We start from the raw sequence: 22,562 nt of genomic DNA on the forward strand, positions 1-22,562 counted from the left end.
TTACCCCTGTCCCCCGCCGGCACTGCCCAGCGAAAAGATGGGCAGATACAGCGAGATGAGAATGATGACGACGACAATACCCATAAGGATCAGAATCGCCGGCTCAATGAGAGCCAGCGCGGCGGCCAGGGCCGTGGCCACGTCTTCTTCAAAAAACTCGGCAACCGAGTTGAGCATCTGCGGCAACGCGCCGGTCTGCTCGCCCACCGTAATCATCTCGGTGGCCAGCGACGGAAAGACGCCGGTGCCAGCCAGCGAATCAGCCAGCGTCTTGCCTTCCTGCACTGTCACAATCGAGCTGAAAACGGCATCGGCGATGCGCTTCGAACTGATCGAGCGGGCAGCGGTTTCGAGCGACGGCACCAGCGACAAACCGCCGGTCAGCAGCGTGGAGAGCGTACGCGAAAATAGCGCCACCTGGTACTTTTGCCAGATTTTGCCAAAAACCGGCGACTTGATGCGAATGCCGTCGATGGTGTCGCGGCCGTTCTCGGTGATGGAATAGCGATAGAGGCCGAACAGCGCCAGGGCCGTCGCGCCCACAATGTAAAGAATGTTGTGCTGCAACCATTTGCCAAAGTTCAGCAGCATGGTGGTCATGGCCGGCAGTTTGCTGCCCATCTGGTCATAGAGCACGGCAAACTGCGGCACCACCACAGTGAACATGAAGGCCATCAGGCCAAAAACCAAAGTGAGCAGCACGCCGGGATAGATGAGCGAGCCAACCAGCTTTTTGCGCAGGCTCAGCGAAACCTTCTGGAAGCTTACGTAGCGCTCCAGAACCTCCTGCAGATTGCCCGAGCGCTCACCGGCCAGCAGCGTAGTGGTGTACATGACGGGAATGCCGTGCTGCGCCTCAAAGGCTGCCGAGAGCGACTGGCCCGTCTTCACCCGGCCACACACATCGGAGATCTGCGCCGCAAAAGTCGCATTCTTCTGGATTTTTCCAAGCATTTCAAGCGAGCCAAGAATTGGCAAACCGGCACGAACCAGGGTCAGAAACTGCTGGTTGAAGATCAGAAACGGCTCCAGCTTGACCTTGCGCCGGTTCATGCCCAGTCCGCCGCGAGCCTTGACCGAAAACACATGGTAGCCAGCATGGGTAAAGCGAGCGCTCAGCTCCTCGGCTGAGGCCGCCGTATGCACTTGTTCCAGCACATGGCCGCGCTCGTCGGCCATTTTGACTACAAATTCCGCCATGCTTCCTGCTGTTTTCTGACTTTCGCCTGGGGTTTTTCGCCCGTGGTCGGTCCAATAAAGCCCTACTGGTCAAGGGTATCAGCCCTGCCAGCAGAATAGACGCAAGCTTTGCGCGATCCGTTCGCCCGGGAAGCCCTGCCGGGGACGGCGTTGGGCAAGGGGACAGTCTGATCCGTGCCGCAAGTGCTGCAAAATGAGCGGGCTTAGCCCCTTAAAGGATGCTTCCGCTCAGCTCAGGTAGCTGGCCAGCGCCTCCACGATTCCCTTCCGCACCAGCTCTTCGCGGCTACTCACCGGCTGCCAGCCCAGCTGCTGTTTGGCGGCGGAGCAGTCGAAGTGCGCCTTCTGGGTCCGGCTCTCCCAATCGCGATAGCTGGGCATGCGCCGCTCCGGGAAGCGCACGGCCAGCTTGACCATCCACTTGACGATATCCTTGCGGTAAAAGCTGGCGATGAACGTTGGACGACGGTCGATGCGCATCTGCCCGGCGCGGTCCAGTTCGTCCAGATATTCCTGCGCCGTCAGGCAGGGATCGGCCACCAGATTAAAGCTGCGGCCCTCGATCCCGGGCGCGTCCAGGGCCGCAATCAGCCCCCGCGCCACGTCTTCCACCAGCACCAGCGGCAGCTTGTTGCGGCCCTCGCCCCAGATCTGGCAGACGGCGTCGGACCACCACATGCCCACCCCCCAATGGAAGGGACTGCCTCCCCGGCCAATCACGATGCCGGGGCGCACGATCACCAGCGGCAAACCGCGCTCACGGTGGAGATTTTGCAGCAGTTCCTCGCTCTCGGCCTTGGCCCGGGCGTACAGATTGCGCCGGCTGATCTGCGGATCGAGCGGCGTGGCTTCGGTAATGCTTCCGGCCCGGCCGCCCGCGTAGTAGGAGTCGATGGTGCCTGAGTAGATCAGCCGCCGGACCCCGGCAGCCAGCGCCGCCTCACCCACCAGCCGCGTGGCCTCGATCTCGTACTTCTGGTACTCCGCCCAGGTTTTCACATTGGCCCGGGCCAGATGAACCACGGTTTCCACGCCCTGCATGGCCTGCTGCAAGGAAGCGCTGTCGAGCGTATTGCCCCGCCGCACTTCCACTTTTGCATGCAAATCAGCAGGCAGACTGGCTGTGCTGCGCACCAGCAGGCGCACGCTGCGGCCCGACTCCACCAGCTGCCGCACCAGTTCGCGGCCAATAAACCCGGTTCCGCCCAGCACCAATACGCTGGCGGTTTCACTCTTTGCCGCAGCAGCTACGACCGGCGGCTCTGGGTGAGGAACTTCCGCGCCGATCCGCTCACACTGGCGCAAAACCTGCACACCACGGCTGGCGGCAATACGCTCGTCGAGCGGACCGGAGGCGTAAAACGCATCCATCGCCCGGGCAATGCTCTCGCCGTAGGGGCTGCCGCGCTTTTCCAGATGGAGCTTGGAAAAAATGTACTTTTTTAGCGTTCTATTCGCCTGCTGGCGCAACGAACGGGCCTCTTCGCTGACCGCCGCATGGGTTGCAAAGTCCAGATCCTTGGCAAAATGCTGGTGCAATGTGTAGGTGTTGTGCTCCAGATCGGCAGTAGCTGCCGCCAGACGGCCGCGCACATGGACGTAAAACTCGGCGTAGGCGGGAATGAAGCGCATACGCAGCTCGATCGCGGTTACGCCTGAGCTTCCATCCACCTGCCAGCGGCGATAAAATTTCCGCCCGGTGGGCAGGTCGATGGGGTCGCTGGCCCGCACGGCCAGATTCTGCGACTCGCCCACCAGATCGAGCACAAAGGCGATGGCGTGGGAGCCGGTTTCCAGTGCGATGTTGCGTTCATCGCGCAGCATCCATGTGTCGAAGGGACCATAGACCGACTGCGGCAAAAAGCGGTTCCACACCACGCGAATTTCATCGATGGGGCCGAGCAGACCGGCGCGCACATCGCTCCGCAGCCGCTGCCAGGGCTCCGAAAAGAGAAAATTGTGCCCCACAGCCAGACGTCGGCCGCGTTCTGCCGCAAGTGCCGCTAGCGCCTCACCCTCGGCTACGGTCGCGCACATGGGCTTTTCCAGCAGAACGTCCACACCTGCTACGAGCGCGGCCTGCGCTGCCGGAAAGTGCAGATCAGGGGGCAGAAGAATGTGGACCGCATCCAGATTTCCAGCGGCTAGCATTGAGTCCAGCGAGTTGTAGGCCTGCGCGCCCCAGCGGCCCGCCAGCGCCTCGGCCCGGCTGAGCGCCGTATCGCAGACCGCGGCCAGCCGCACGCCTGCCACCGAGGCCAGGGACTTCGCATGCCAGTCGGCAATGTAGCCGGCTCCCACCAATCCAACCTGCCGCATCTTGCCCGCCTGCACCTTGCTCATTTCGTCCTCGTCTTCCCGCTTTTATATTCGATAATTCGTAGGCCGCTGCCCGTCCGCCGACGCAGATGGTACTGCATCATTCCCTGCCAACCGGCAGGATGCGAGAGCACGGCAAAGAGCGCGTAAAGGCCCGCATCGCGGCCTGACCAGCCCCGCCCGAGCCCCACCCGGCGAATGCGCAGCCAGCGCACTGCATAGAGCAGCACAAAGGCCAGCAACGAAAACCCCCGCGTGCAGCATGCCGCCAGCAGCGCGGCCAGCGGAACCAGCAGACCCCAGAACCACAGCCGCCGCATCTCCGCTGCGAAATAGCCTTCGCCGCTGTGCAGCGCCGCCACCTGGGCATAGGCATGGCCCGCGCGACAGGCCCGCCGCCACCACTGGCCGAAGCGCAGAATCGCTGCATCGTGGCTGGCCATGGGCGCGTCCACCATGCGAATCTTCCATGCTGCCGCCCGCACACGCAGACAGAACTCATCGTCCTCGGCGGCAATCACGTCCTCGCGGAATCCACCCACCTGGCGGAAGACCTGAGCACGGATCAGAAACAGGCCGCCGCAGGCGGGAATCTCGCCCGGAGTCTGCTGCCACTCCAGATGGCAGAGCCGGTTGTAGACGCTCTGCTCGGGGTGCATCTCCACCAGTCGGCCACGCACCAGAGCTGCCTCGGGGTGGGCATGCAGTTCCACAGAGCCATAAGCCAGCCAGCCTGCGTCCAGTACACAATCGCCATCGACGAACTGCACGAACTCCGTGGCGGGAGCAAGTTCCAGCAGGCGCTGAAAGCCTTCATTGCGGGCCCGGGCCGCCGTAAAAGGACGCGCTGGGTCCAGTTCCACCACCACTGCACAGCCCAGCCCCCGCGCAAACTCCGCACTGCCGTCGGCTGAGCCGGAATCCACATAGACGACGGTGGCCGCAAGGGATTGCGCCGCGCGCAGGCAGAGCTTTAGCCGCGCGCCCTCGTTGCGTCCAATGGCCACAATCGCGGTTCTTCTATTCCAAGCGGAATCCATTGCAGACCATTCTACGAGGGCGAGGTAAAGTTTTCTCCTTAGCGGGTCGGTAGGCTGTTCAGCGCATCCAGAACCAGCCCCGGCGTGAGCACCTCAGGCAGCAGCCGTGGGCTCGATTCCCCCGGAACGTAGAGCGCATAGGCCGGCACGCCACTGCGGCCAAGCGCTGTAAGCGCCTCGGTAATGGCTTGATCGTGGCGGGTCCAATCGGCCTTGAGCACCAGCACATTGTGCGCGGCAAAGGCCTGCTGCACCTGAGGCTGGCTGAGCGCCACACGCTCGTTCACCTGACAGCTCAGGCACCAGCTAGCCGTAAAGTCCACAAAGACGGGCTGCCCGGCGGCCTGCGCCTTGGCTACCGCATCCGCTGACCACGACTGGGGTGCGCTGTGAGCGGTTCCTGTTTCGGTTGAACTCTGCGGCGCGCTGGCCAACCGCTGCGGCGCCAGAGCGTCCAGCGCCACCACGCAAAGCAGAATCAGCACGGCGATGATCGTGGCCCAGCGCTTGGCCGGCCAGCGGCCCAGGAACCAGCCCGCCACGGCCAGCAGCAGGAAGCCCGCCAGCAAAGCCGCCAGCAAGCCTGCGCCATAGCTGCCCGCAAGCACCCAAACCAGCCAGATGACAGTGGCAAAGATGGGCAAGGAGACGGCCTGCTTCAGGTAGTCCATCCACGCACCGGGCCTTGGCAGAAGGCGCGTCCAGGCCGGTTGCAGGGTAAGCACGAGGTAGGGCGCGGCCAAGCCCAGCGCCAGCGCCGTAAAGACGGCAAAGGTGACGGCGGGCGAAGCCGAGAGCGCATAACCCACCGCCGCTCCCATGAACGGAGCGGTGCAGGGCGTGGCCACCACCACGGCCAGCACACCGGTAAAGAAGCTGCCCGCAAAACCCTGCTTCTGGGCAAGCTGGCCACCTGCGCTGGTCATGGAAAGACCGATTTCAAACTGCCCGGCCAGCGACAGGCCGAGGAAAAAGAGCAGCCCGGCCATCAAGCCCAAAAAGACCGGCGACTGGAACTGGAATCCCCAGCCAAGGCCGGAACCCGCCGCCCGCAGGCCCAGCAGCACCGCCACCAGAACCCAGAAGGAAGCCAGAATGCCCGCCGTGTAGACCAGTCCGTGGGCACGCAAAGCGCCACGCTCCTCATTGCCGGAGTTCACCAACGCCAGTCCCTTCAGGAAGAGCACCGGAAAGACGCAGGGCATCAGGTTCAGAATCAGTCCGCCCAGAAAGGCAAAACCCGCCGTGCTCAGCAGCTTTCCGAAGGACTTCCCCCCGCTCGCGGGAGCCGCCGCCACGCTTCCCTGCACTGCCACAATCTGGTAGTTGCGCCCGTCGGCCAGCTCCACCACGCCCTTCAACTGCGTCGGCTGCGTGGTCAGGTACGGCCCCTTTTTCAGGTCAAGCTGGAAACCATTCGCAGTCGCGGTCAGCTTCTGCGGGGCGGGATTATCGAGAGTGTCTTCGTCCTCGGGAAAGAAGAGCGCCTGCGACTCGCTGCGGCCTGTTTCCACGGCCAGACGAAAGCCAGTGCTGGTGGGCTGGAAGACGGCCTTTGCGGCTGCCGGAAGCGGCTGGGGCAGTTGCGCCTCAAAACGCTGGAAGAGCGAGAGCGTCGCGCCGTCGGCTGCGGTTTGCGCGGCGGCCACCGGCACGTTCAGCTTGAGGTCGGCTTTGCCGGGCAGGCAGCGCTCCTGGCAGACCAGCCAGCTTACATGGGCGGTCAAGGGCAGGGTTGCGCCGGGCTTTACGCTGCCATCCAGCTTTATCTGCACCGGAAACAACGCCTCGCCCTCGTAGCCGTAATCCATCAGCGGGCCGAGCGGCAGACGTTTGGGCGCGGCAAAGCTGAGCGGACCAGCCGTCACGCCCTTGGGCAGCACCCAGTCGATTTTGGGCGGCTCACCGGCATCGCCCGCATTCTTCCAGTAGATGTGCCAACTGGGTTCGACCTTGAAGTACAGGCCCGCATCAAGCACCCCTGACGGGCTCACAGCGGCCTCTTTGCCAACCAGCTGCACCGTCACATGCGGAGCCGCAACCGGAGCGCTCACCGCGCCAGATTGAGCCGTAAGCGGCAGCGCTGCCGCAAGCACACCTAAAAAGAGGGAAAGAATACGAGACATATGCGGGGAATCCGGCTCCTGACCGGCTGCATTCAGTCTATCGAAAGCCTGCGGCTACGGAGAAGAAATGCACGGGCGAAAGTGGTTGAATTCTGCTGCGGCCCGCGTGAGTCAAGGAATGGGATCAGGCGGTTTTCCCCTGCGCACGAATTTCCAGGCAGAGTTCCTCCGCGGCCTTCTGCAACTCTCCCATGGAACGAATTGCAGCCGCCAGATCGCCATCTCCAGCATGCTTTTCCACCACCTGCGCCATGCGACGCAACTGCTCTCCGCCCACATTGGCCGCGGCTCCCTTGATGGAATGCGCATGGCGTTCGCTGGCACTCCGGTCGTCGGCCTGCAGGGCATTCTCCAGCGCAATCAACAGGCGGGGAAGATCCTCAAGAAAACCGTCAAGGACAATGCGCACGAGCTCCTCGTCGCCCATCATCCGCTCCAGAACCTCTTCCCGATGAAAGATGGCTGGGGCCGAATGAGGTGCATTCACCCCTGCGGAAGCAGGAGGAAGATCCCCGCCCGTACGGAAGGCCCACTCGGCAATCGCCTGATACAAAGCGGCCGCAGAGACAGGCTTGGAGAGAAATCCATTCATGCCAGCCTGACGGCAGAGGTCGCGATCCGTCTCCTGAATGTTGGCCGTCATGGCAAGGATGGGAATCTGCCGATTCCGCACGGAGGAGTCGTTTCGACGAATTCTGCGTGTGGCCTCCACGCCGTCCATCTCGGGCATGCGCATATCCATCAGCACCAGATCGTACTGTGCCATCTGCAAGGCTTGCAGCACTTGCAGACCGTCATCGACGGCCTCTGCCGCCACGCCCAGCTTTTTTAAGAGTCCCAGCGCCACCTGCTGATTGGTTGGATTGTCTTCCGCAACCAGAATGCGGAAATCCGGCGGCAGGGGTGGTTTTTCCTTCACTCCTGCGCCCCTGCCAGCCTGTTGCGCATCCGGTGTAAGCTGCGCATGGCTGACCACACGCAAGAGCCCAGCCAGAAGATCGGCAGAACGCACTGGTTTGCTGACGATTGCGGCCTCCAGCAAACGGGGAAATTTGTGGGTGTTCGGCTGCTCCCCCAGGCGCACAAGCAGCAGAATGCGCGTCGCGCCCCAGGCCGGACCCGCCAGCAGAGACGCGGAATCCTGCGCCATGGTGAGCATGCGCAACGGAACAATGGCCACGGGATAGGATGCTCCGGCAAGAGAAGCAGCGCGGAGTTTTTCGATCAGGGAAGTAGCTGAATCCGCCTCTTCCGTCTGCATGCCCCAACCATGCAGGCAACGCAGCAGCATCTGGCGGCTAGCCTCATTCGATTCCGCAACCAGGATGCGGCTCTGGCGCAACAAAGCAGGTAACTCGATTGCAGACTGCACCGACGCGCCCATCGCAATCTCCAGCGGCACCACAAACCAGAACTCAGAGCCCTGGCCTTCGCGGCTGTTCACGCCCATTTCGCCCCCCATCAACGCCACCAGACTGCGCGTAATGGCCAGTCCCAGACCGGTTCCTCCAAAGCGGCGGGTGGTGGAAGCATCCACCTGCGTGAAGATCTCAAAGATCGTTCCCAGCTTGCCTGCCGGGATGCCGATTCCGGTATCGCGCACGGAAAAACGCAACTGGGCACGGTCCTGCGCAATCTGCCGGACAGCCACGCGCAACTCCACCTCTCCGGCAGTCGTGAACTTGATGGCGTTTCCCAGCAGATTCGTCAGCACCTGACGCAGACGCACCGGATCGCCCCGTAGCAAAGGGGGCACATCCAGATCGACGGAAAACACCAGCTCGATTTTCTTGTCGAGGGCCTGCACGGCGATGCTTCCGCTCAACTCCTCCAGCATCGTCCCCAGATTGAACTGGACATTTTCCAGCTCCAGTTTTTTGGCTTCGATTTTGGAGAAGTCCAGAATGTCGTTGATGAGCGCAAGCAGAGAGTGGCCAGAGGAAACTGCGATTTCAGCATAACGTTTCTGCTCCGCTGTCAGCGGTGTATCCAGCAGCAGATCCAGCATGCCGGTCACGCCGTTCAGCGGAGTGCGAATCTCGTGGCTCATGTTGGCCAGGAACTCACTTTTGGCCGCGCTGGCCTCGGAGGCTTGCAGGGCCAGATGGCTGGCGCGCTCGGTAGCTTCCCGCAGGGACTCTTCCGTGCGGCGACGCTCGGTAATGTCTTCGGCGTGGGTGAGGTAGTAAAGCGGAGCCCCCTGACCGTCGTGCACCAACGAGATGCTAAGGCGAACCCAAAGAATATGCCCATCTCGATGGCGATAGCGCTTCTCCCATTCCAGCGTTCGATTCGACCTCTGCCGGAGCAGTTCCACGGCCTTCAGGGTGGAGTGCGTTTCCTCGTCCAACGAAATATTGCGCCAGGTCAAGCCCAGCAGCTGATCCTCTTCATAGCCAAGCATCTTGCAGAATGCCTGATTCAGTCGCTTCCATTGCCCGTTCAGGTCGCTGAGGCAGATGCCGATGGTGGCGTCTTCAAAGAGCTTGCGGAAGCGCTCCTCGCTTTCGAGCAGCTTCTGTTCCGCCGCCAGCCGCACACCAATATCGCGCAGAATCGCACAAGTTCCAATCAGCTCACCACTCTCATGGTGAATGGGCGAGAGGGAAACCGAAGCCCAGATCTTGCCGCCATCCAGGGCCTGCAGAAGCATGTCGAAGGGAGGAACTCTGTAACCACGCGCAATCTGTTCGCGCAGGCTTTTGGCATGTTCAGCCTCCTGCCGCGGAATCAGAATGCGAATATTTCCTCCCACGATTCCGGCAGAATCATAGCCCAGCAGCCGCTCCGCGCCATGGTTCCAGGTGGTGATGGTCCCCTTCATGTCCATGGCCAGAATCGCGTCTTCAGAAGATTCAACCACCGAGGCCAGCAGGGCCTGCGCCTGTTCCGCCTCCTGTTGCCGCGTAACGTCGCGGATGATCAGGGAAATGGCCGTCGCTTCGCCCTCGGCATTGCGTACGGACGATGCGGTCACTGCAACCTTGATGCGCACTCCATCCTTGCGCAGCCCTTCGCCGGCGGCGCGCATCGTCTCATCGCCGTTCACGACCCTCCGCGTCTGTTCGCCCAACAGCGAACGGCGCTCGGGAGCCATGATCAAAACCAGAGGCCGACCGATCATCTCTTCTTCCGTGTAGCCAAAAACCCGCTCCGCAGCGCGATTCCAGGTCAAGATGATTCCGGCAGGAGAATAGGTCACAATCGCATCTGCAGAAGACTCAACCACCGTCGCCAGAAAATGCCGCGCATCCTCTGCCGCCCGCCAGCCGCTCAAGTCCCGCGCCGAGGCCACAAAACCCGCAATGCCGCCCTGTTCTTCGAAGATAGGACAAACGTGCGTTGCCTGGGTGTAGAGCGTTCCGTCCTTGCGCTGGTTGATGAGTTCGCCTTCCCACACCTTACCGGAGAGAATCACACTCCAGAAGACACGGTAAACTTCCGGCGACTGACGGTCCGACTTGAGAATGGCGGGTGTTTTGCCGAGTACCTCTTCCCGCGTATAGCCGGTCATGGTTGTAAATGCAGGATTGACAAACAGAATGACGCCCGCGCGATCCGTAACGAGCAGCGAAGTTTTGCTCAGCGCCGCATGCGAACGCAAGCCGCTCTCGACGATCTGCTCTCCGGTCAATGGCACATACGGCTCCCGCAACAGAGTCTGTCTATCCATATATCGGCATCCGCTCCGGCTGCGCGACAGCTTTCGCAACCAGCAACGAATGAAGCGTATGACTTCTTTTGCCCGTCCGCAAGCCTTCTCCAAAGCTCTTCCGGGAGGAAAATGATCCTCCAGTTCTTCTGTCGCAAGCCGATAAAGAGCCCGGTGAACTCCTTGCCTATCCGCGCCCCATCCCCTACAGCGGAACAAGCCGCGCCGGCCACAAGCACGCAGGAACACGCCAACGTATGCTTCATTTCCAGACAGCCGATTCTGGACCGGCTTGGTCGCGTTCATGCATACAGCCTGCTGCCTCGCACGGAAGAGGGCACTGTCGCCAGCCAGCAGCACGATCTGGGAACACGCGGGCTGATCGACAATACGCTTCTGTACGGCTTTGATCAGCTTACGCAAGGAGCCGCCGCCATGATCCCCTGCACGCCTGAAACCCTGCAGGACGGGATCACCGAAATGCTGCCGCCCACGCTTACCATCCTGCAGTTGAAACCCGGTCCGGAAACCTCAGATGAGCTTCTGCAAGCCTGCAGCGCACGGAAGAAAGCCGGATTTCGCTTCTGCATGGCGGGCAGCGAAATCGGGCGCGTTCCTGCGGCTCTGGTAGAGATGATGGACTACGTGAAGGTGGATTTTTCTTCCACCCCGCACAGCGACCGGGAAGACCTGCTGCAGAAGGCCATCGCTTGCGCCGCCGCGCCCATTGCGGAAAAAGTGGAGACGGAGTCGGACTATAATCAGGCCTCCCGCGAGGGCTTCGGCCTCTTCCACGGCTTTTATTTTTGCCGCCCGGAACTCTTCCGCAAGCACGAAGTGCCCGCCAACCGGCTGGCTCAACTGCAGATTCTGCGCCTGTTGCAGCAGGAAACATGCGATCTTGCCGAGGTGGGCAAGTGGGTACGCAACGACACTTCCCTCACCTACCGCATGTTGCGTCTGGTCAACTCGCCGATCTGCGCCATCCGTCAGGATGTGCGCTCGATTGAAACCGCGCTGATGATCCTGGGTGAAATGACCTTTCGCCGCATGGCCCTGGTGGCCGTTTCCAGCGAACTGAACACCGGCAATTCGGTGGAGATTCTGCGCATGGCTTTTCTGCGCAGCTACTTTTGCGAGCAGATGGCCGAAAGCTGCAAACTCAATGCCGCGGAACAGTATCTGCTGGGCATGCTCAGCCTGCTGCCCGTCATGCTGGGCCGTCCCATGGCCGAGCTGACGGCTGGTTTGCCCCTGCGAGACGATCTACGGTTGGCGCTGGCCGGAAGCGCCAACCGGGAACGCATCCTGCTGAGCTGGCTGGAAGCCCATGAGGCTGGAAACTGGAATACTGCCAACAAGATAGCCCTGGCAAACTCGCTGTCCACCGAACGGCTGATCGCTTCCTACATGGAATCCATTGCACACGCCGAGGAACTGCTGCGGCTGGCGCTGTAGGACAAAGAGCAGAGATCAGAGAACAAAGTACAGAGGCTGAACAGGCTGCGGAAAAACTTATTTTGGGAGGGAGGCGAGGGTTTTAGAGCAAATTCAGAATGACCGTGCAGTCTGAAAGAGTGTGCAGGATGCCGTTTTCTTGAGGAAAACGACACTTTGGTCCATCAACTCCCTCTACAGCAATTCTGAATTTGCTATAACCCTCGCAAATGTCCCGGCATAAGAGTTATGCGCTTCAGCCCCGGGGACAATTCTTCTCAACCTTGCATAAATTTGGCCCTTTTCCATCGTCTGTTTTGCTGCGGGCATTTTGTGTGTCGGGAAAAATACCCGTGCCTGAAGACACGTTCTTCGGCCTCTGTCTTTCGGGGGCATGAATGCCCCCGCTCCCTCCCTGCCTGCTCCTGAAATGAGTTATTCCGCAGCCTGCAAAACCTCCCAAGAAGAGTTTTTCGCAACCAGCCCTTGCTCACTGCCATTTCCCTTGCCTCTCCTACTGCAACTGAACCTCGAAGCCCCGGGGATCGGCAGGAACTTCCGCAACCCAGGCCGCGCCTTCCTGCCGCAGCGCCGTCGAACTGCCCGGCACCCGGTTCTTGCCAGGCGTCCAGCCGTAGACCTCCAGCCGATAGCTTGTGAACCATGGATGGAAGCTTCCCTGCTGCGCTCCTGCAATCAGGTGCAATGAACCGTCCGCCGCAATGCTGCAACGGAAGTGAATCCGCAGCAGATCGCCCTGCTGATAGTTAAAGCTGTGGCCGTCGTCCTGATACAGATCGCCTGCGCACTCCGCGCCGCCAGCCGCACTGCCAAGATAAACACGCAGGGTCAGCGGCCCGCTGGGCGTTTCGCTGGTGCTCTGGGTGAGCGGCTGCATGGGAAGTATGGCACCGGCACGCACAAAGACCGGCAATTCGCCGAGCGTGGGGTTCAACGTCCGGGGCTTGGCCTGCACGACTTCATCGCGTTTTTCCAGATCGCGGCCAGCGTTGGGCACAGCCGATTGCACTGGCTGGCCGGTCCACCAGTCGTACCAGAGGCCGGGCGGCAGATGAACCTCATAGGGCGCAACCTCTTCCGGCGAAGGACTGGCCGCAATCAGCAGACTGGGTCCCAGCAGGAACTCGCCCGGAGCATCCAGATCGAGCGGATGTCCATCGGCGGCGGCATGCGGAAATTCCAGAAAGAGCGGCCGCGTAACAGGCAGGCCATCACGCGAGGCCTCTTCGGCCACGGTGTACAGGTACGGCAGCAGGCGATAGCGCTCCTCGATGAAGTGGCGGCGGATCGCCTCGTGCTCCGGCCCGTCCACCCACGGCTCGTGGTCGCGTGTGCCCTTGGCGGCGTGGTCGCGGTCAATGGGCTGGAAGGCGGCCAGTTCCAGCCAGCGCGTCAGCAGGTCGGGCGGGGGCGATCCGGCAAAACCACCCACGTCGGCACCGCTGAAGGCAAAACCGCTCAGGCCCAGATTCAGCAGTTGCGGGGTGGTCTGGCGCAGATGGTTCCACGTCGAGCTGTTGTCGCCCGTCCAGGTGGCTGCGTAGCGCTGACCACCGGCATAGCTGGCGCGGGTCAGCACAAAAGGGCGCTCGTTGGGTTCGAGCGCGCGCAGGCCATCGTAGGTGGCGCGGGCGTTCTCCATGCCGTAGACGTTATGAATCTCCTGATGGCTGGCCACGCGGGGCAGAAAGCCGGGCTCGTCGATGCGGTGCTGCACGCTGTCCGGCATGGTTTTGCTGGGGTAGCGGAAGACGGCCGGCTCATTCATGTCGTTCCAGAAACCGCTCACACCCAATCCGGCAAAATCCTTGTAGAGCGTACCCCACCACTGGCGGGTAGCCTGCCGGGTAAAGTCGGGAAAAACCGACGGCCCCGGCCAAACCGGCCCCACATACGGGGATCCATCCGAATTCTTCACAAAATGGTCGCCCGCCGCGCCGGAGTCGTACGGGACATAGTTCTGGCCCGGCAGATCGGCGATGTGCAGGTCGGTAATCAGTACCAGATGGAAGCGCTCGGCGGCCAGCTTTTTCACCATTGCGGCAAAGTCCGGGAAGGCCACGGGATCGACCGTGAAGGGACGGTTCTTCTGCTGGTAGTCAATGTCCAGATAGAGCACGTCGGCGGGAATGTGGTCGGCCCGCAGGCGGTCGGCCACTGCTTCCAGTCGCAGACGGCTTTCGTAGCTGTAGCGCGACTGCTGAAAGCCCAGCGCCCAGAGCGGCGGCAGAGGCGCGGTGCCGGTCAGCCACGCGTAGCCGCGCACCACGTCCTTGGGCTCGGGGCCGTAGATCAGGTAGTAGTCCAGCGGGCCGTCGGGTGCGCCAAAGGAGGTGCGGTCCGGCAGCTCGTGGCCAAAGTCAAAGAAGCTGCGCCAAGTGTTGTCGAAGAGCACGCCCAAGGCCCGCCCGGCGCGGAACTCGATGAAGAACGGAATGCTCTTGTAGAGCGGATCGTTCGACTCCTGCCAGCCGAAGTTGTCGGTATTCCACTGCGCATAACTCTGCCCGGCGCGGTCGAGCGGCCCCGGCTTGTCGCCCAGCCCGAAGTAGTGCGCGTCGTCAGCCTTGCGCTTGAAGACGCGGAAGCGCGTACCCTCCCAGCGCACCGGCTCGGCGTCCTGCTGAAGGATGCGCCCGCTCCGGTCGGCCACGGTGATTTCCAGATCCGGCGCAATACTGACCCGCAGAGCGGCCGTGGCAAATCCGGCGGCTTCCGGCTGCACGGCCACATGGGAGGCACGAGCGGCAGGCAGAACCGCCCAGGAGGCGTCTTCAGGCAGAGGCGCATCATGGGCCTCCCGCACCCGCAGCACGGAATCGCTGAGTGCCGTCACCCGCAGCCGGGTTGCACCCTGGCTCACTTCGATGCCATCAGGCAGGGCGTGAAAGAGTGGGGTTCCGGACTGCGCCAGAAGCGCCAACGGCCAGAGAAGACAGAGCAGGACAAGACGAATTCGCATCATGACGGGCTCAGCAGAACGCCTTACCCTGCCTCAACGCAATGCACGGCAGATCGATTGACGATCATTTTCACTTCTTCTGCCAACCTTTGCCGTTTCTGTGCCTTGGGGAAACTTTTCTCCTCTGTTACAGAGCTTTCAAACAGGAAAAGGCCTGGGAAGAGTTGCTTCCCGGGCCTTTGCTTTGCGATTTTGTTGCTTTCTTACACCCACTCGCCCTTGCGCATCAGCGGCTCTACCGTGCCCGAGGCGGTTACGCCGTCAATGTCCAGCTCGCCCGAGCCGATCATCCAATCCACATGGATCAGGCTGTCGTTGGCGCCCTTGGCGGCCAGCTGCTCGGCGTTCATCTTTTCACCCTCGCGTACGCAGGTGGAATAAGCCTGCCCGAGCGCGATGTGCGAGGCAGCATTCTCGTCAAAGAGCGTGTTCAGGAAGGTGAGTCCGCTGGCCGAAATCGCCGAGGAGTGTGGCACCAGAGCCACCTCGCCCAGGCGGCGAGATCCCTCATCGGTGTCGAGTAGCTTTTCCAGCACCTGCTGGCCACGGCTGGCACGGGCTTCCACAATGCGACCCGCCTCAAAGCGCACCTGAATCTCCTCGATCATCGAACCCTGATGGGAGAGCGGCTTGGTGGCCGTCACCACGCCCTCGGCACGCTCCTTGTGCGGGGTGGTGAAAATCTCTTCGGTGGGCATGTTGGGAATGCCGTACAGGCCATTGCCGGCCATGGAGCCACCGCCCATCCACAGATGATCGTCGGCCAGTCCCAGACGTAGATCGGTTCCGGGGCCCTTGTACTGCAGATAGGAATAGCGCTTTTCGTTCAGCAAAGCGGCCCGCTGCTGCAGGGCTGTGTCGTGGGCCTTCCAGGCAGCCACGGGGTCGGCTTCATTGATGCGGCTGACGGCAAAAATCGCCTCCCACAGCTGGGCCAGCGCCACTTCCGGCGTGGCATCGGGGAAAATGGCCTGCGCCCAGGCCGGCGATGCCGCCGCCACAATCGTCCAGTTGATGGCGTGGCGGGTGATCAGTTCCAGCGCGGGACGATAGGCGACCGAAACGGCCCGGCTGGCGCGGCTCACCTTGTCAGGATCTTCATTCGCCAGCAGCGCCGGGTTGGCACCAGAGATGGCCAGACGCGCCGCACCACTCTTGAACGCCTCGGCAAAGCCTTCGTAGAGCCACTTCGGGGCGTGATCAAAACTGGCATCCGGGGCGTGATGATAGCGGGCCAGGGTGGCCTGATCGTCGCTAAAAAGCGTGGTGACCAGCGAAGCGCCTGCCTTGTAGGCCTGCTCGGTAATGCGGCGGGCCAACTCCAGCGAGTCCAGCGAGGCGGTCATCACCAGTTCCTGACCGGGTTGAAGGCCGAGACCCACCTTGACGGCCACTTCGGCCAACAGGTCAAGTTTTTCGGCAAAGCTGCGCGGATTGGTTTCTGACATCTTCGTATTGCCTCTCAGATTCCATCATCGCAGCCGGATCAGCCTGCGGCAAGCCTGGAACGAGGCCGTGTTACCCTAATCCTGAGTTGGCGGCATGACTACTGCGCCGCGCCGAATCCACGGCCGGAATGCCCCGGTTTTTCGCAGCAAGGCATCCTCTGCCCTCTGTCAGGAAACATGAGTTCCGTGATCAATCCTCTACTGGAAACCGAGAGTCCCGACACTGCGCCTGCGTACTCCCTTGCCTTGCCGGAGACTTTTCACCCCTGCCGCGGTCTCACCAACGGCCATCTGCAAACCATTGTGGGCAATTACCTGCCCCGTCCGGCCTTCACGCTGCAAGCCGAGTCCGAGGCCGTTCTGGTGGATGCAGCCGACGGCAGCCGCGTGCTCTGCCACTGCCACTGGCAGCCGGAAGCGGTGCGCAGCCAGCGCCTGACGCTGGTTCTGGTTCATGGTCTGGAAGGCTCGTCCGACTCACGTTACATTCAAGGCATTGCCCAGCGCGGCTGGCGCTCCGGCTGCAACGTGGTGCGGATGAACATGCGCAATTGCGGCGGCACCGACGCGCTGACGCCCACGCTCTATCACTCTGGGCTCTCCGGCGATGTAGCCGCCGTGGTGCGCCACTTTGCAGAAAAATTCAGCCTGCAACGCATGGCGCTTGTAGGCTACTCGATGGGCGGCAATCTGGTGCTGAAGGCGGCCGGCGAGTGGGGTACACAGGCACCGCTGTTGGCGGTTGCCGCGGTCTGCCCGGCCATCGATCTGGCAGCCGGATCCGACGCCCTGCATGAGTCCATCAACCGATTCTATGAGCGGCATTTTCTGCGTGGCCTGATGCGCCGCTACCGGCACAAGACGGCCCTGTTCCCTGGGATCTATCAGGGATTCGAGCAACCGATCCGCTCCCTGCGCGACTTCGACGACCGGATTGTAGCCCGCTACTGCGGCTTCCGCAACGCCGACGATTATTACCACCGCGCCGCCGCCGCCCGTGTAGTGGACCGCATCGCGCTGCCCACCCTCGTCCTCTGCGCGGCCGACGATCCCTTCATCCGCCTGACCACGGAAACCCGCGCTAAACTTGAGGCCAACCCCGCCGTTCATTTTATTGAGACGGCTCACGGTGGCCACTGCGCTTATCTGGGCCGCGCCGCGGGCAATGAGATTCACTGGGCCGAATCCAACCTCATGCGCTTCCTGCTCAGCGTGGCCGGAGAAGACCATGGAAGCTGACTGGGAAGTGGAGATCGGCGGCGACGGGCCGGTGATTGAGGCACGCTGGGCTGGATTCATTGATCTGCGCACCGCGCCGCAACGCATCGACGAACTGGAAGAAGCCAGAAAATTTCCTCCGCTGGGGGAAGCGCTTGTGGCCTTGAATGCGCCCGGCTCCCCCGCGTGGAGCGCCAAATGCGATGTGTGGCTGCAACTTGAAAAGGACACATGGGATGCGGACGAACTGGACGCTCCAGCCGACGAAGCGTTCTACGCCGCTGCCGGCTACATTGATCTGCTTGCCACCGAAGAGAAGGCCGCGCTCGATGAAGCCTTCTGCCGCAAGTTGGTGCGCGCACTCCGCGCAGAGCCGCTGACCCATTGCCGGGTGGACCTGATTGTGCGCCGCGCCTGGATGAGCACAACGCTGCCGGATCCGGCCACCGCATCTGCGCCCTTCAGCACCGGCCTGACGGCTTACCTTACCGCCTGCGGGGCAAGTGAAGAATCCGCCCAGAACCGACTGGCCAACTGCCTCCGGCTGCTTGCCCATATACTGCAAACCGGTTCAACGCTACAATAAGAGAGCGACCACGCAAAATCGAGTGGGCGAGTAGCTCAATTGGATAGAGCACCGGCCTTCTAAGCCGGGGGTTTCGGGTTCGATCCCCGACTCGCCTACCATAACAGCCCGCAGTAAAAGTAGACATTGCGCAGAATTTTACGCTCCCCAGTACGGACGACCTTCGCTCGCGCCGGGCGTCTATTTTTGTTCCCTGTGAATCAGGTATTTTGAAGGCATCAGTGCCCGCGCTCTGGGCATTGCGACACCCCTCGCATCCCCTTTCTCCTGGAAAGACTGACATACCCGTTCCACAATTTAAGACTTAGAGCATCATTAAGACTTTTCTTGCTTATACCGATAAGTAGAAGACTAGGGTCTGCTCACACTACCTGCTTGGTTGCTTGTGTGAGCAAGCCCCAGAGTAAACAGATTTCCTGTAATAAAAATCATCGTTTATTTCCATGATGCGAATGACAGGAATTCTGCCTATGTAAGTCTTTTTGGGGAGCTAAGATGATTTTTCTGCAACACATGCATGTTTCACGTAAGTTTGCAGTGGCGTTTGGTTTTCTTGCCACTCTAACTCTGATTACCCTGATTTACTGCACATGCGCACTGCTGTCCGGTTAAAAGTCGAACAGAATCAGTTGGTTGGGATCGGCAGTTAGTGAGTTTGTGTAGTCCTTCTGCTGAAGTGCCTGTGAGATGGGCATTTTCTCGAACAGAGTTACCGAGAGCACTTGCAGCAAAGTGTAGAGTGAGCCGGACAGTTCGAGTCTCTTCTTGACGATGGCGACCAGGAGGTAGACCGAGACAGCTATCCATATTTGGGTCTTGACGGCGTTTTCGCTGGTGCCGAAGAAGACCTTGATGCGCAGATGCTGCTTGATCCATTTGAAGAACAGTTCCACTTGCCATCGGCTTTTGTAGAGAGCGCAGATGGTGACGGCAGGTAGTGTGAACTGATTGGTCAAGAAGAGTAGATCCTTGCCGGTCTCTGGATCATGAAAGCGAATGCGGCGCAGGTGGCTAGGATAATCCTTGCGGCTGTGATACCCGTTAAGGGCGATGGACTGGTCTGCCAAAATGCCGGTCTGCTTGTCCACCTGTTGGGAGTAGATACGTCGGGCATCCAAGTTGTTCTTGGCGCGGGTGACAAAGAATGCTCCGGCCAAGTGGAGGCGATACAACCGGGCGTAGTCGAGATAGCCACGATCCATGACATAGTAAGCGCCAGCCTGAGGAATGATCTCGTCGAGCATGTTGACGTCGTGCAGATCGCCCGTGGTGACACGGATAAATGTGGGTATGTTGCCGCGTAGATCGAGCAGGGTATGCATCTTGACGGCGGACTTGGTGGAGCGAAAATGCGCCCACGGAAACAAGGTCAGGCACAGATCGATGGTTGTAGAGTCCAAGGCGTACGCAGCGGCATCAAGGTCCATGCCGAGGTCTTCCGTGGCGTAGAGCTTGCGGGCCTGGACCATCAGTCGTTGCGCGAGTTCAGCATAGATGCGCCAATCGCGGCTCTCGTTGGCCTCAGCCAATGTCGAACGACGCACCGGAGAGCGGAATCCCATGGCATACAGCTTGGCAGGCTGTGCGCACAGGCAGGCTTCGATGTCACGCAGGCTCTCGCGATAGGTCAACTGAGCAAAGGCCATAGCACGGAACTGCTCGGTACAACTGAGGTTGCGCACCCGGCGGTCGCCGCCATAACGGGCCACACTGCGGGCAAACGAAGTCCACGGAAGGAAGTCCATCAACTGCGCGAACAGCAACTTGCCAGCGTTCACAGCCGCCTCCAGAAAGCATCTCTGGAATCAGCATCGCGGCATTTTCAAATCGACACCACCCCAAAACGTCCGCAACCCTCGGCCCATCAGACGGTTGCAGGCAGCAAGTTAGTCGTCAACCGGACAGCAGTGGCACATGCGCATTTCATTTTTTTGCTGTTCAAACCACCGACCTTATGGAAAATGGCTACCCGGCGCTCGGTGCATTGGGGGAAATGGAACATTCCTTTGACAGCATGCGCCGTACAGACCAAACGATTGGCCGATGCCAGGACGCTGACTGTGCCACAAAATCAGTCAACAAACATAACTACATGCAGAAGATCTACGAACAGTCAGAAGCTGCCTACCTAACAACAATCGATAATGAGCAGGAACGATCCCGTTACCAGAAGGTACATGAAAGTTTTGTAAGTTACTGCAACCTGAGCAATGCTGCGCTGGCTACCTTCCAGAGCGGCAAGCGCGATGAGGCTGATACACAGCTCTTTTCCAAGCAGGCTGGCTCTCTGGTAGGCGATGTAGGCTCAGGCCTTGTTGATGTCATTCAGCTCAACAAAGAGGAACATACCAAACAGTTGATTGAGTCGGCCACATACAGCCATCACGCCATGTGGACCAGCTTGACCATCAACATTGTGATTCTGCTGACCTGCCTGTATAGCTGGCGCTGGTTATCCGGAATCATTTTGACTCCGATCCGCAATGTGCATCACGGACTGGAAAGGCTTGCCGAAAAGGATCTGACCGTTCAGGTACCAGCCACAAATAATGACGAAATCGGCCAGATGGCCGAGGCACTCAATCAGTCTGTTCTCTCTCTGAGAGAGTTACTCGGGGCCGTTTCCTCTACGGCACACGATGTCGTGCTCACGGCCGAGGATGTAGGCAAAAGCGCAGCCTACACTGCGGAAAATGGTCAGAAACAGCATCTACAGACCAGACAAATTGCCGCTGCCTCGCAGGAGATGAGGGCAACGATTGGCGAAATTGGCCAAAACGCCGAACAAACCGCTCATTCCAGCCGCATTTCAGCCGAAGCTGCTTCAACTGGAAATCTGGTCATGCAGAACGCTGCTGACTCCATGGAGCACATTGCGCAAACCACCGTGCAGGTATCCGAACGCATTCAGGTTCTGGCCAAACGCTCGCAGGAAATTGACACCGTGGTTCACGTGATTCAGGAGATCAGTGAACAGACCAACCTGCTGGCCCTCAATGCCGCCATCGAAGCCGCGCGCGCCGGAGAACACGGACGTGGATTTGCTGTCGTAGCCGGCGAGGTTCGCCGTCTGGCCGAACGCACACGCAGTGCCACCGAAGAAATCACCCACACAATCAAGGGTATTCAGGAAGAAACCTCGTCCACCGTCAACATGGTGAATACAAGCCGCAACGCAGTGCAATCTGGAAGCGAGGAAACACTGCGTGCCCGCGAAGGCTTGCAGGAAATTCTCAGCGCTTCGCAGCAGGTTGAAAGCCAGGTGGCAATGATCGCCACGGCAGCCTCACAACAGACCTCCGCAGCAGTTTCCATTGCCCAATCCGCGGAAGAAATTGCAACAGCTGCCGAAGAGAGCATTCAAAGCGCCGAAAACGGCAAGATGAAGGCGCAGCAGCTTCTTAACAACGCCCATAATCTGGAGAAGCTGATTCAGCAGTTCCGCATCAGCTAGATGCCAAAATACCTCAGATAGCATCATTCAACATCACAGCTCTCTGCAATACAAAGTGGCCGCCGGTCTTCCGGCGGCCACATTTTTTTGATTCCAGGTAGTCGAAAAAAAGATGAACGACCTGTCCCTGCCATACGGCCTACACCCAGGGTTGCGGCACTGGTACATTCTTGGAACGATATACTTAGCACAATGAACCCCCGCATCTCCGACCTTACTGCCATCTTCTTTGCCATTACCGGCTTCACCTGTTGGGTGCTGGGCGATAGTTGCGTCAAGTGGGTTGGCCAGTTCGGTCTTCCTCCCGATGAAGTCGTCGCCTTCATGGGATTCTTCATGGCGCTGGTACTGGCCATACAGGCCTTTGCGCGCGGCCACGGCGACAATCTGCGTCCCCGCTCCATTCCTCGTCAGTTTGTGCGTGCGCTGCTCGATATGTCGAACAACATCTGCGTGGTGATTGCCCTGCGCCATCTGTCGCTGACCATGTTCTACATACTGGTATTCACTTCGCCGCTTACCATTGCCCTGCTCTCCGCGATCTTTCTGCGCGAACACATCACCCGGCGCAAGACGCTGGCGTTGGTGCTCGGCTTTTGCGGCGTGGTGATTGCGGTTGCACCGTGGAGCCATACGCAACACGTTGATCTGATCGGCGTGGCCAGTTGCATGGTCTGCGTTGCATGCTTTTCAGTGAACATGGTCTGGTCGCGCGTGCTCACCCGCACAGAACCGCCCGAAAGCCTAGCCTTCTGCTCAGGTGTAGTCACGGCTCTTGCCGGATTTGCTCTTTGCAGCTTCCATGCCAAGCCCCTCACGCCCACGCTGTGGCTGACCTTGATGATGATGGGCTTCTTCTGCGCAGCGGGAACACTCTGTTTTTACATCGCCGTCAAGCACACCTCGGCCAGCAACGTCTCGCAGTACCACTACACACAACTGCTGACCGGCACGTTGGTCTCCTACGCTGTGTGGCGCGACAAGCCCGGCCTGCCGATGCTGCTTGGCGGTGGGCTGATTCTTGGCTCCGGTCTGTTGATCGCTCTGGCGGCGCGGAAGCAGACCATGCCTGCCCCGCTCTCCGTTTAAAATACTGCGG

Annotated in this window: 13 protein-coding genes and 1 tRNA gene; 6 read left to right on the top strand and 8 right to left on the bottom strand. The window is 60.4% G+C overall.

Annotated features, from left to right (window positions below; all coding sequences use genetic code 11):
* The 5 genes from ACOBR2_RS14295 to ACOBR2_RS14315 form a co-directional block, all read right to left on the bottom strand.
* Positions 1-1,200: a type II secretion system F family protein gene (locus ACOBR2_RS14295; protein WP_420236792.1), complete on the bottom strand. Its 1,200-nt coding sequence runs from the start codon at positions 1,198-1,200 to the stop codon at positions 1-3.
* Between the two features lie 228 nt (positions 1,201-1,428).
* The gene (locus ACOBR2_RS14300; RefSeq protein ID WP_420236793.1) at positions 1,429-3,543 is read right to left on the bottom strand and encodes an NAD-dependent epimerase/dehydratase family protein; all 2,115 of its coding nucleotides are present in this window, start codon (positions 3,541-3,543) and stop codon (positions 1,429-1,431) included.
* Positions 3,540-4,559 carry a glycosyltransferase gene (locus ACOBR2_RS14305; protein ID WP_420236794.1) on the bottom strand — a complete coding sequence of 340 codons (1,020 nt, stop codon included), beginning with the start codon at positions 4,557-4,559 and terminating at the stop codon, positions 3,540-3,542. The genes ACOBR2_RS14300 and ACOBR2_RS14305 overlap by 4 nt, the downstream gene beginning before the upstream one ends.
* Before the next feature lie 38 nt (positions 4,560-4,597).
* Positions 4,598-6,685, bottom strand: a complete 2,088-nt coding sequence (locus ACOBR2_RS14310; protein WP_420236795.1) for a protein-disulfide reductase DsbD family protein — start codon at positions 6,683-6,685, stop codon at positions 4,598-4,600.
* A 124-nt stretch (positions 6,686-6,809) separates the two neighbouring features.
* Positions 6,810-10,358, bottom strand: coding sequence for a PAS domain S-box protein (locus ACOBR2_RS14315; protein WP_420236796.1), 3,549 nt, complete (start codon positions 10,356-10,358; stop codon positions 6,810-6,812).
* A 153-nt stretch (positions 10,359-10,511) separates the two neighbouring features.
* Here ACOBR2_RS14315 and ACOBR2_RS14320 point away from each other — a divergent pair, with 153 nt between their 5' ends.
* Positions 10,512-11,795 carry an EAL and HDOD domain-containing protein gene (locus tag ACOBR2_RS14320; RefSeq protein ID WP_420236797.1) on the top strand — a complete coding sequence of 428 codons (1,284 nt, stop codon included), beginning with the start codon at positions 10,512-10,514 and terminating at the stop codon, positions 11,793-11,795.
* A 493-nt stretch (positions 11,796-12,288) separates the two neighbouring features.
* On the opposite strand, the gene ACOBR2_RS14325 is transcribed toward ACOBR2_RS14320, so the two are convergent.
* Positions 12,289-14,760, bottom strand: coding sequence for a glycoside hydrolase family 31 protein (locus tag ACOBR2_RS14325; RefSeq protein ID WP_420236798.1), 2,472 nt, complete (start codon positions 14,758-14,760; stop codon positions 12,289-12,291).
* Positions 14,761-14,960: 200 nt separating this feature from the next.
* Complete coding sequence (locus ACOBR2_RS14330) at positions 14,961-16,205, bottom strand: aminopeptidase (RefSeq protein ID WP_420236799.1); 1,245 nt, start codon at positions 16,203-16,205, stop codon at positions 14,961-14,963.
* 177 nt (positions 16,206-16,382) lie between these two features.
* Between ACOBR2_RS14330 and ACOBR2_RS14335 the strand changes: the two genes are divergently transcribed.
* The 3 genes from ACOBR2_RS14335 to ACOBR2_RS14345 all read left to right on the top strand — a co-directional run bounded on the left by ACOBR2_RS14335 (position 16,383) and on the right by ACOBR2_RS14345 (position 18,110).
* Positions 16,383-17,444: a YheT family hydrolase gene (locus ACOBR2_RS14335; protein WP_420236800.1), complete on the top strand. Its 1,062-nt coding sequence runs from the start codon at positions 16,383-16,385 to the stop codon at positions 17,442-17,444.
* Complete coding sequence (locus tag ACOBR2_RS14340) at positions 17,434-18,009, top strand: hypothetical protein (RefSeq protein WP_420236801.1); 576 nt, start codon at positions 17,434-17,436, stop codon at positions 18,007-18,009. The genes ACOBR2_RS14335 and ACOBR2_RS14340 overlap by 11 nt, the downstream gene beginning before the upstream one ends.
* Before the next feature lie 24 nt (positions 18,010-18,033).
* Positions 18,034-18,110: transfer RNA gene (locus ACOBR2_RS14345), tRNA-Arg, on the top strand.
* A 507-nt stretch (positions 18,111-18,617) separates the two neighbouring features.
* Here the strand turns inward: ACOBR2_RS14345 and ACOBR2_RS14350 are convergent.
* The gene (locus ACOBR2_RS14350; RefSeq protein ID WP_420236255.1) at positions 18,618-19,787 is read right to left on the bottom strand and encodes an IS4 family transposase; all 1,170 of its coding nucleotides are present in this window, start codon (positions 19,785-19,787) and stop codon (positions 18,618-18,620) included.
* A gap of 314 nt (positions 19,788-20,101) precedes the next feature.
* On the opposite strand from ACOBR2_RS14350, the gene ACOBR2_RS14355 reads away from it, so the two are divergent.
* Both ACOBR2_RS14355 and ACOBR2_RS14360 read left to right on the top strand, forming a co-directional pair.
* Positions 20,102-21,463: a methyl-accepting chemotaxis protein gene (locus ACOBR2_RS14355; RefSeq protein ID WP_420236802.1), complete on the top strand. Its 1,362-nt coding sequence runs from the start codon at positions 20,102-20,104 to the stop codon at positions 21,461-21,463.
* A gap of 192 nt (positions 21,464-21,655) precedes the next feature.
* Positions 21,656-22,552: a DMT family transporter gene (locus tag ACOBR2_RS14360; protein WP_420236803.1), complete on the top strand. Its 897-nt coding sequence runs from the start codon at positions 21,656-21,658 to the stop codon at positions 22,550-22,552.
* Positions 22,553-22,562: the final 10 nt, after the last annotated feature.

Source organism: Telmatobacter bradus (genome assembly GCF_048629425.1).
Classification (GTDB): domain Bacteria; phylum Acidobacteriota; class Terriglobia; order Terriglobales; family Acidobacteriaceae; genus Telmatobacter; species Telmatobacter bradus.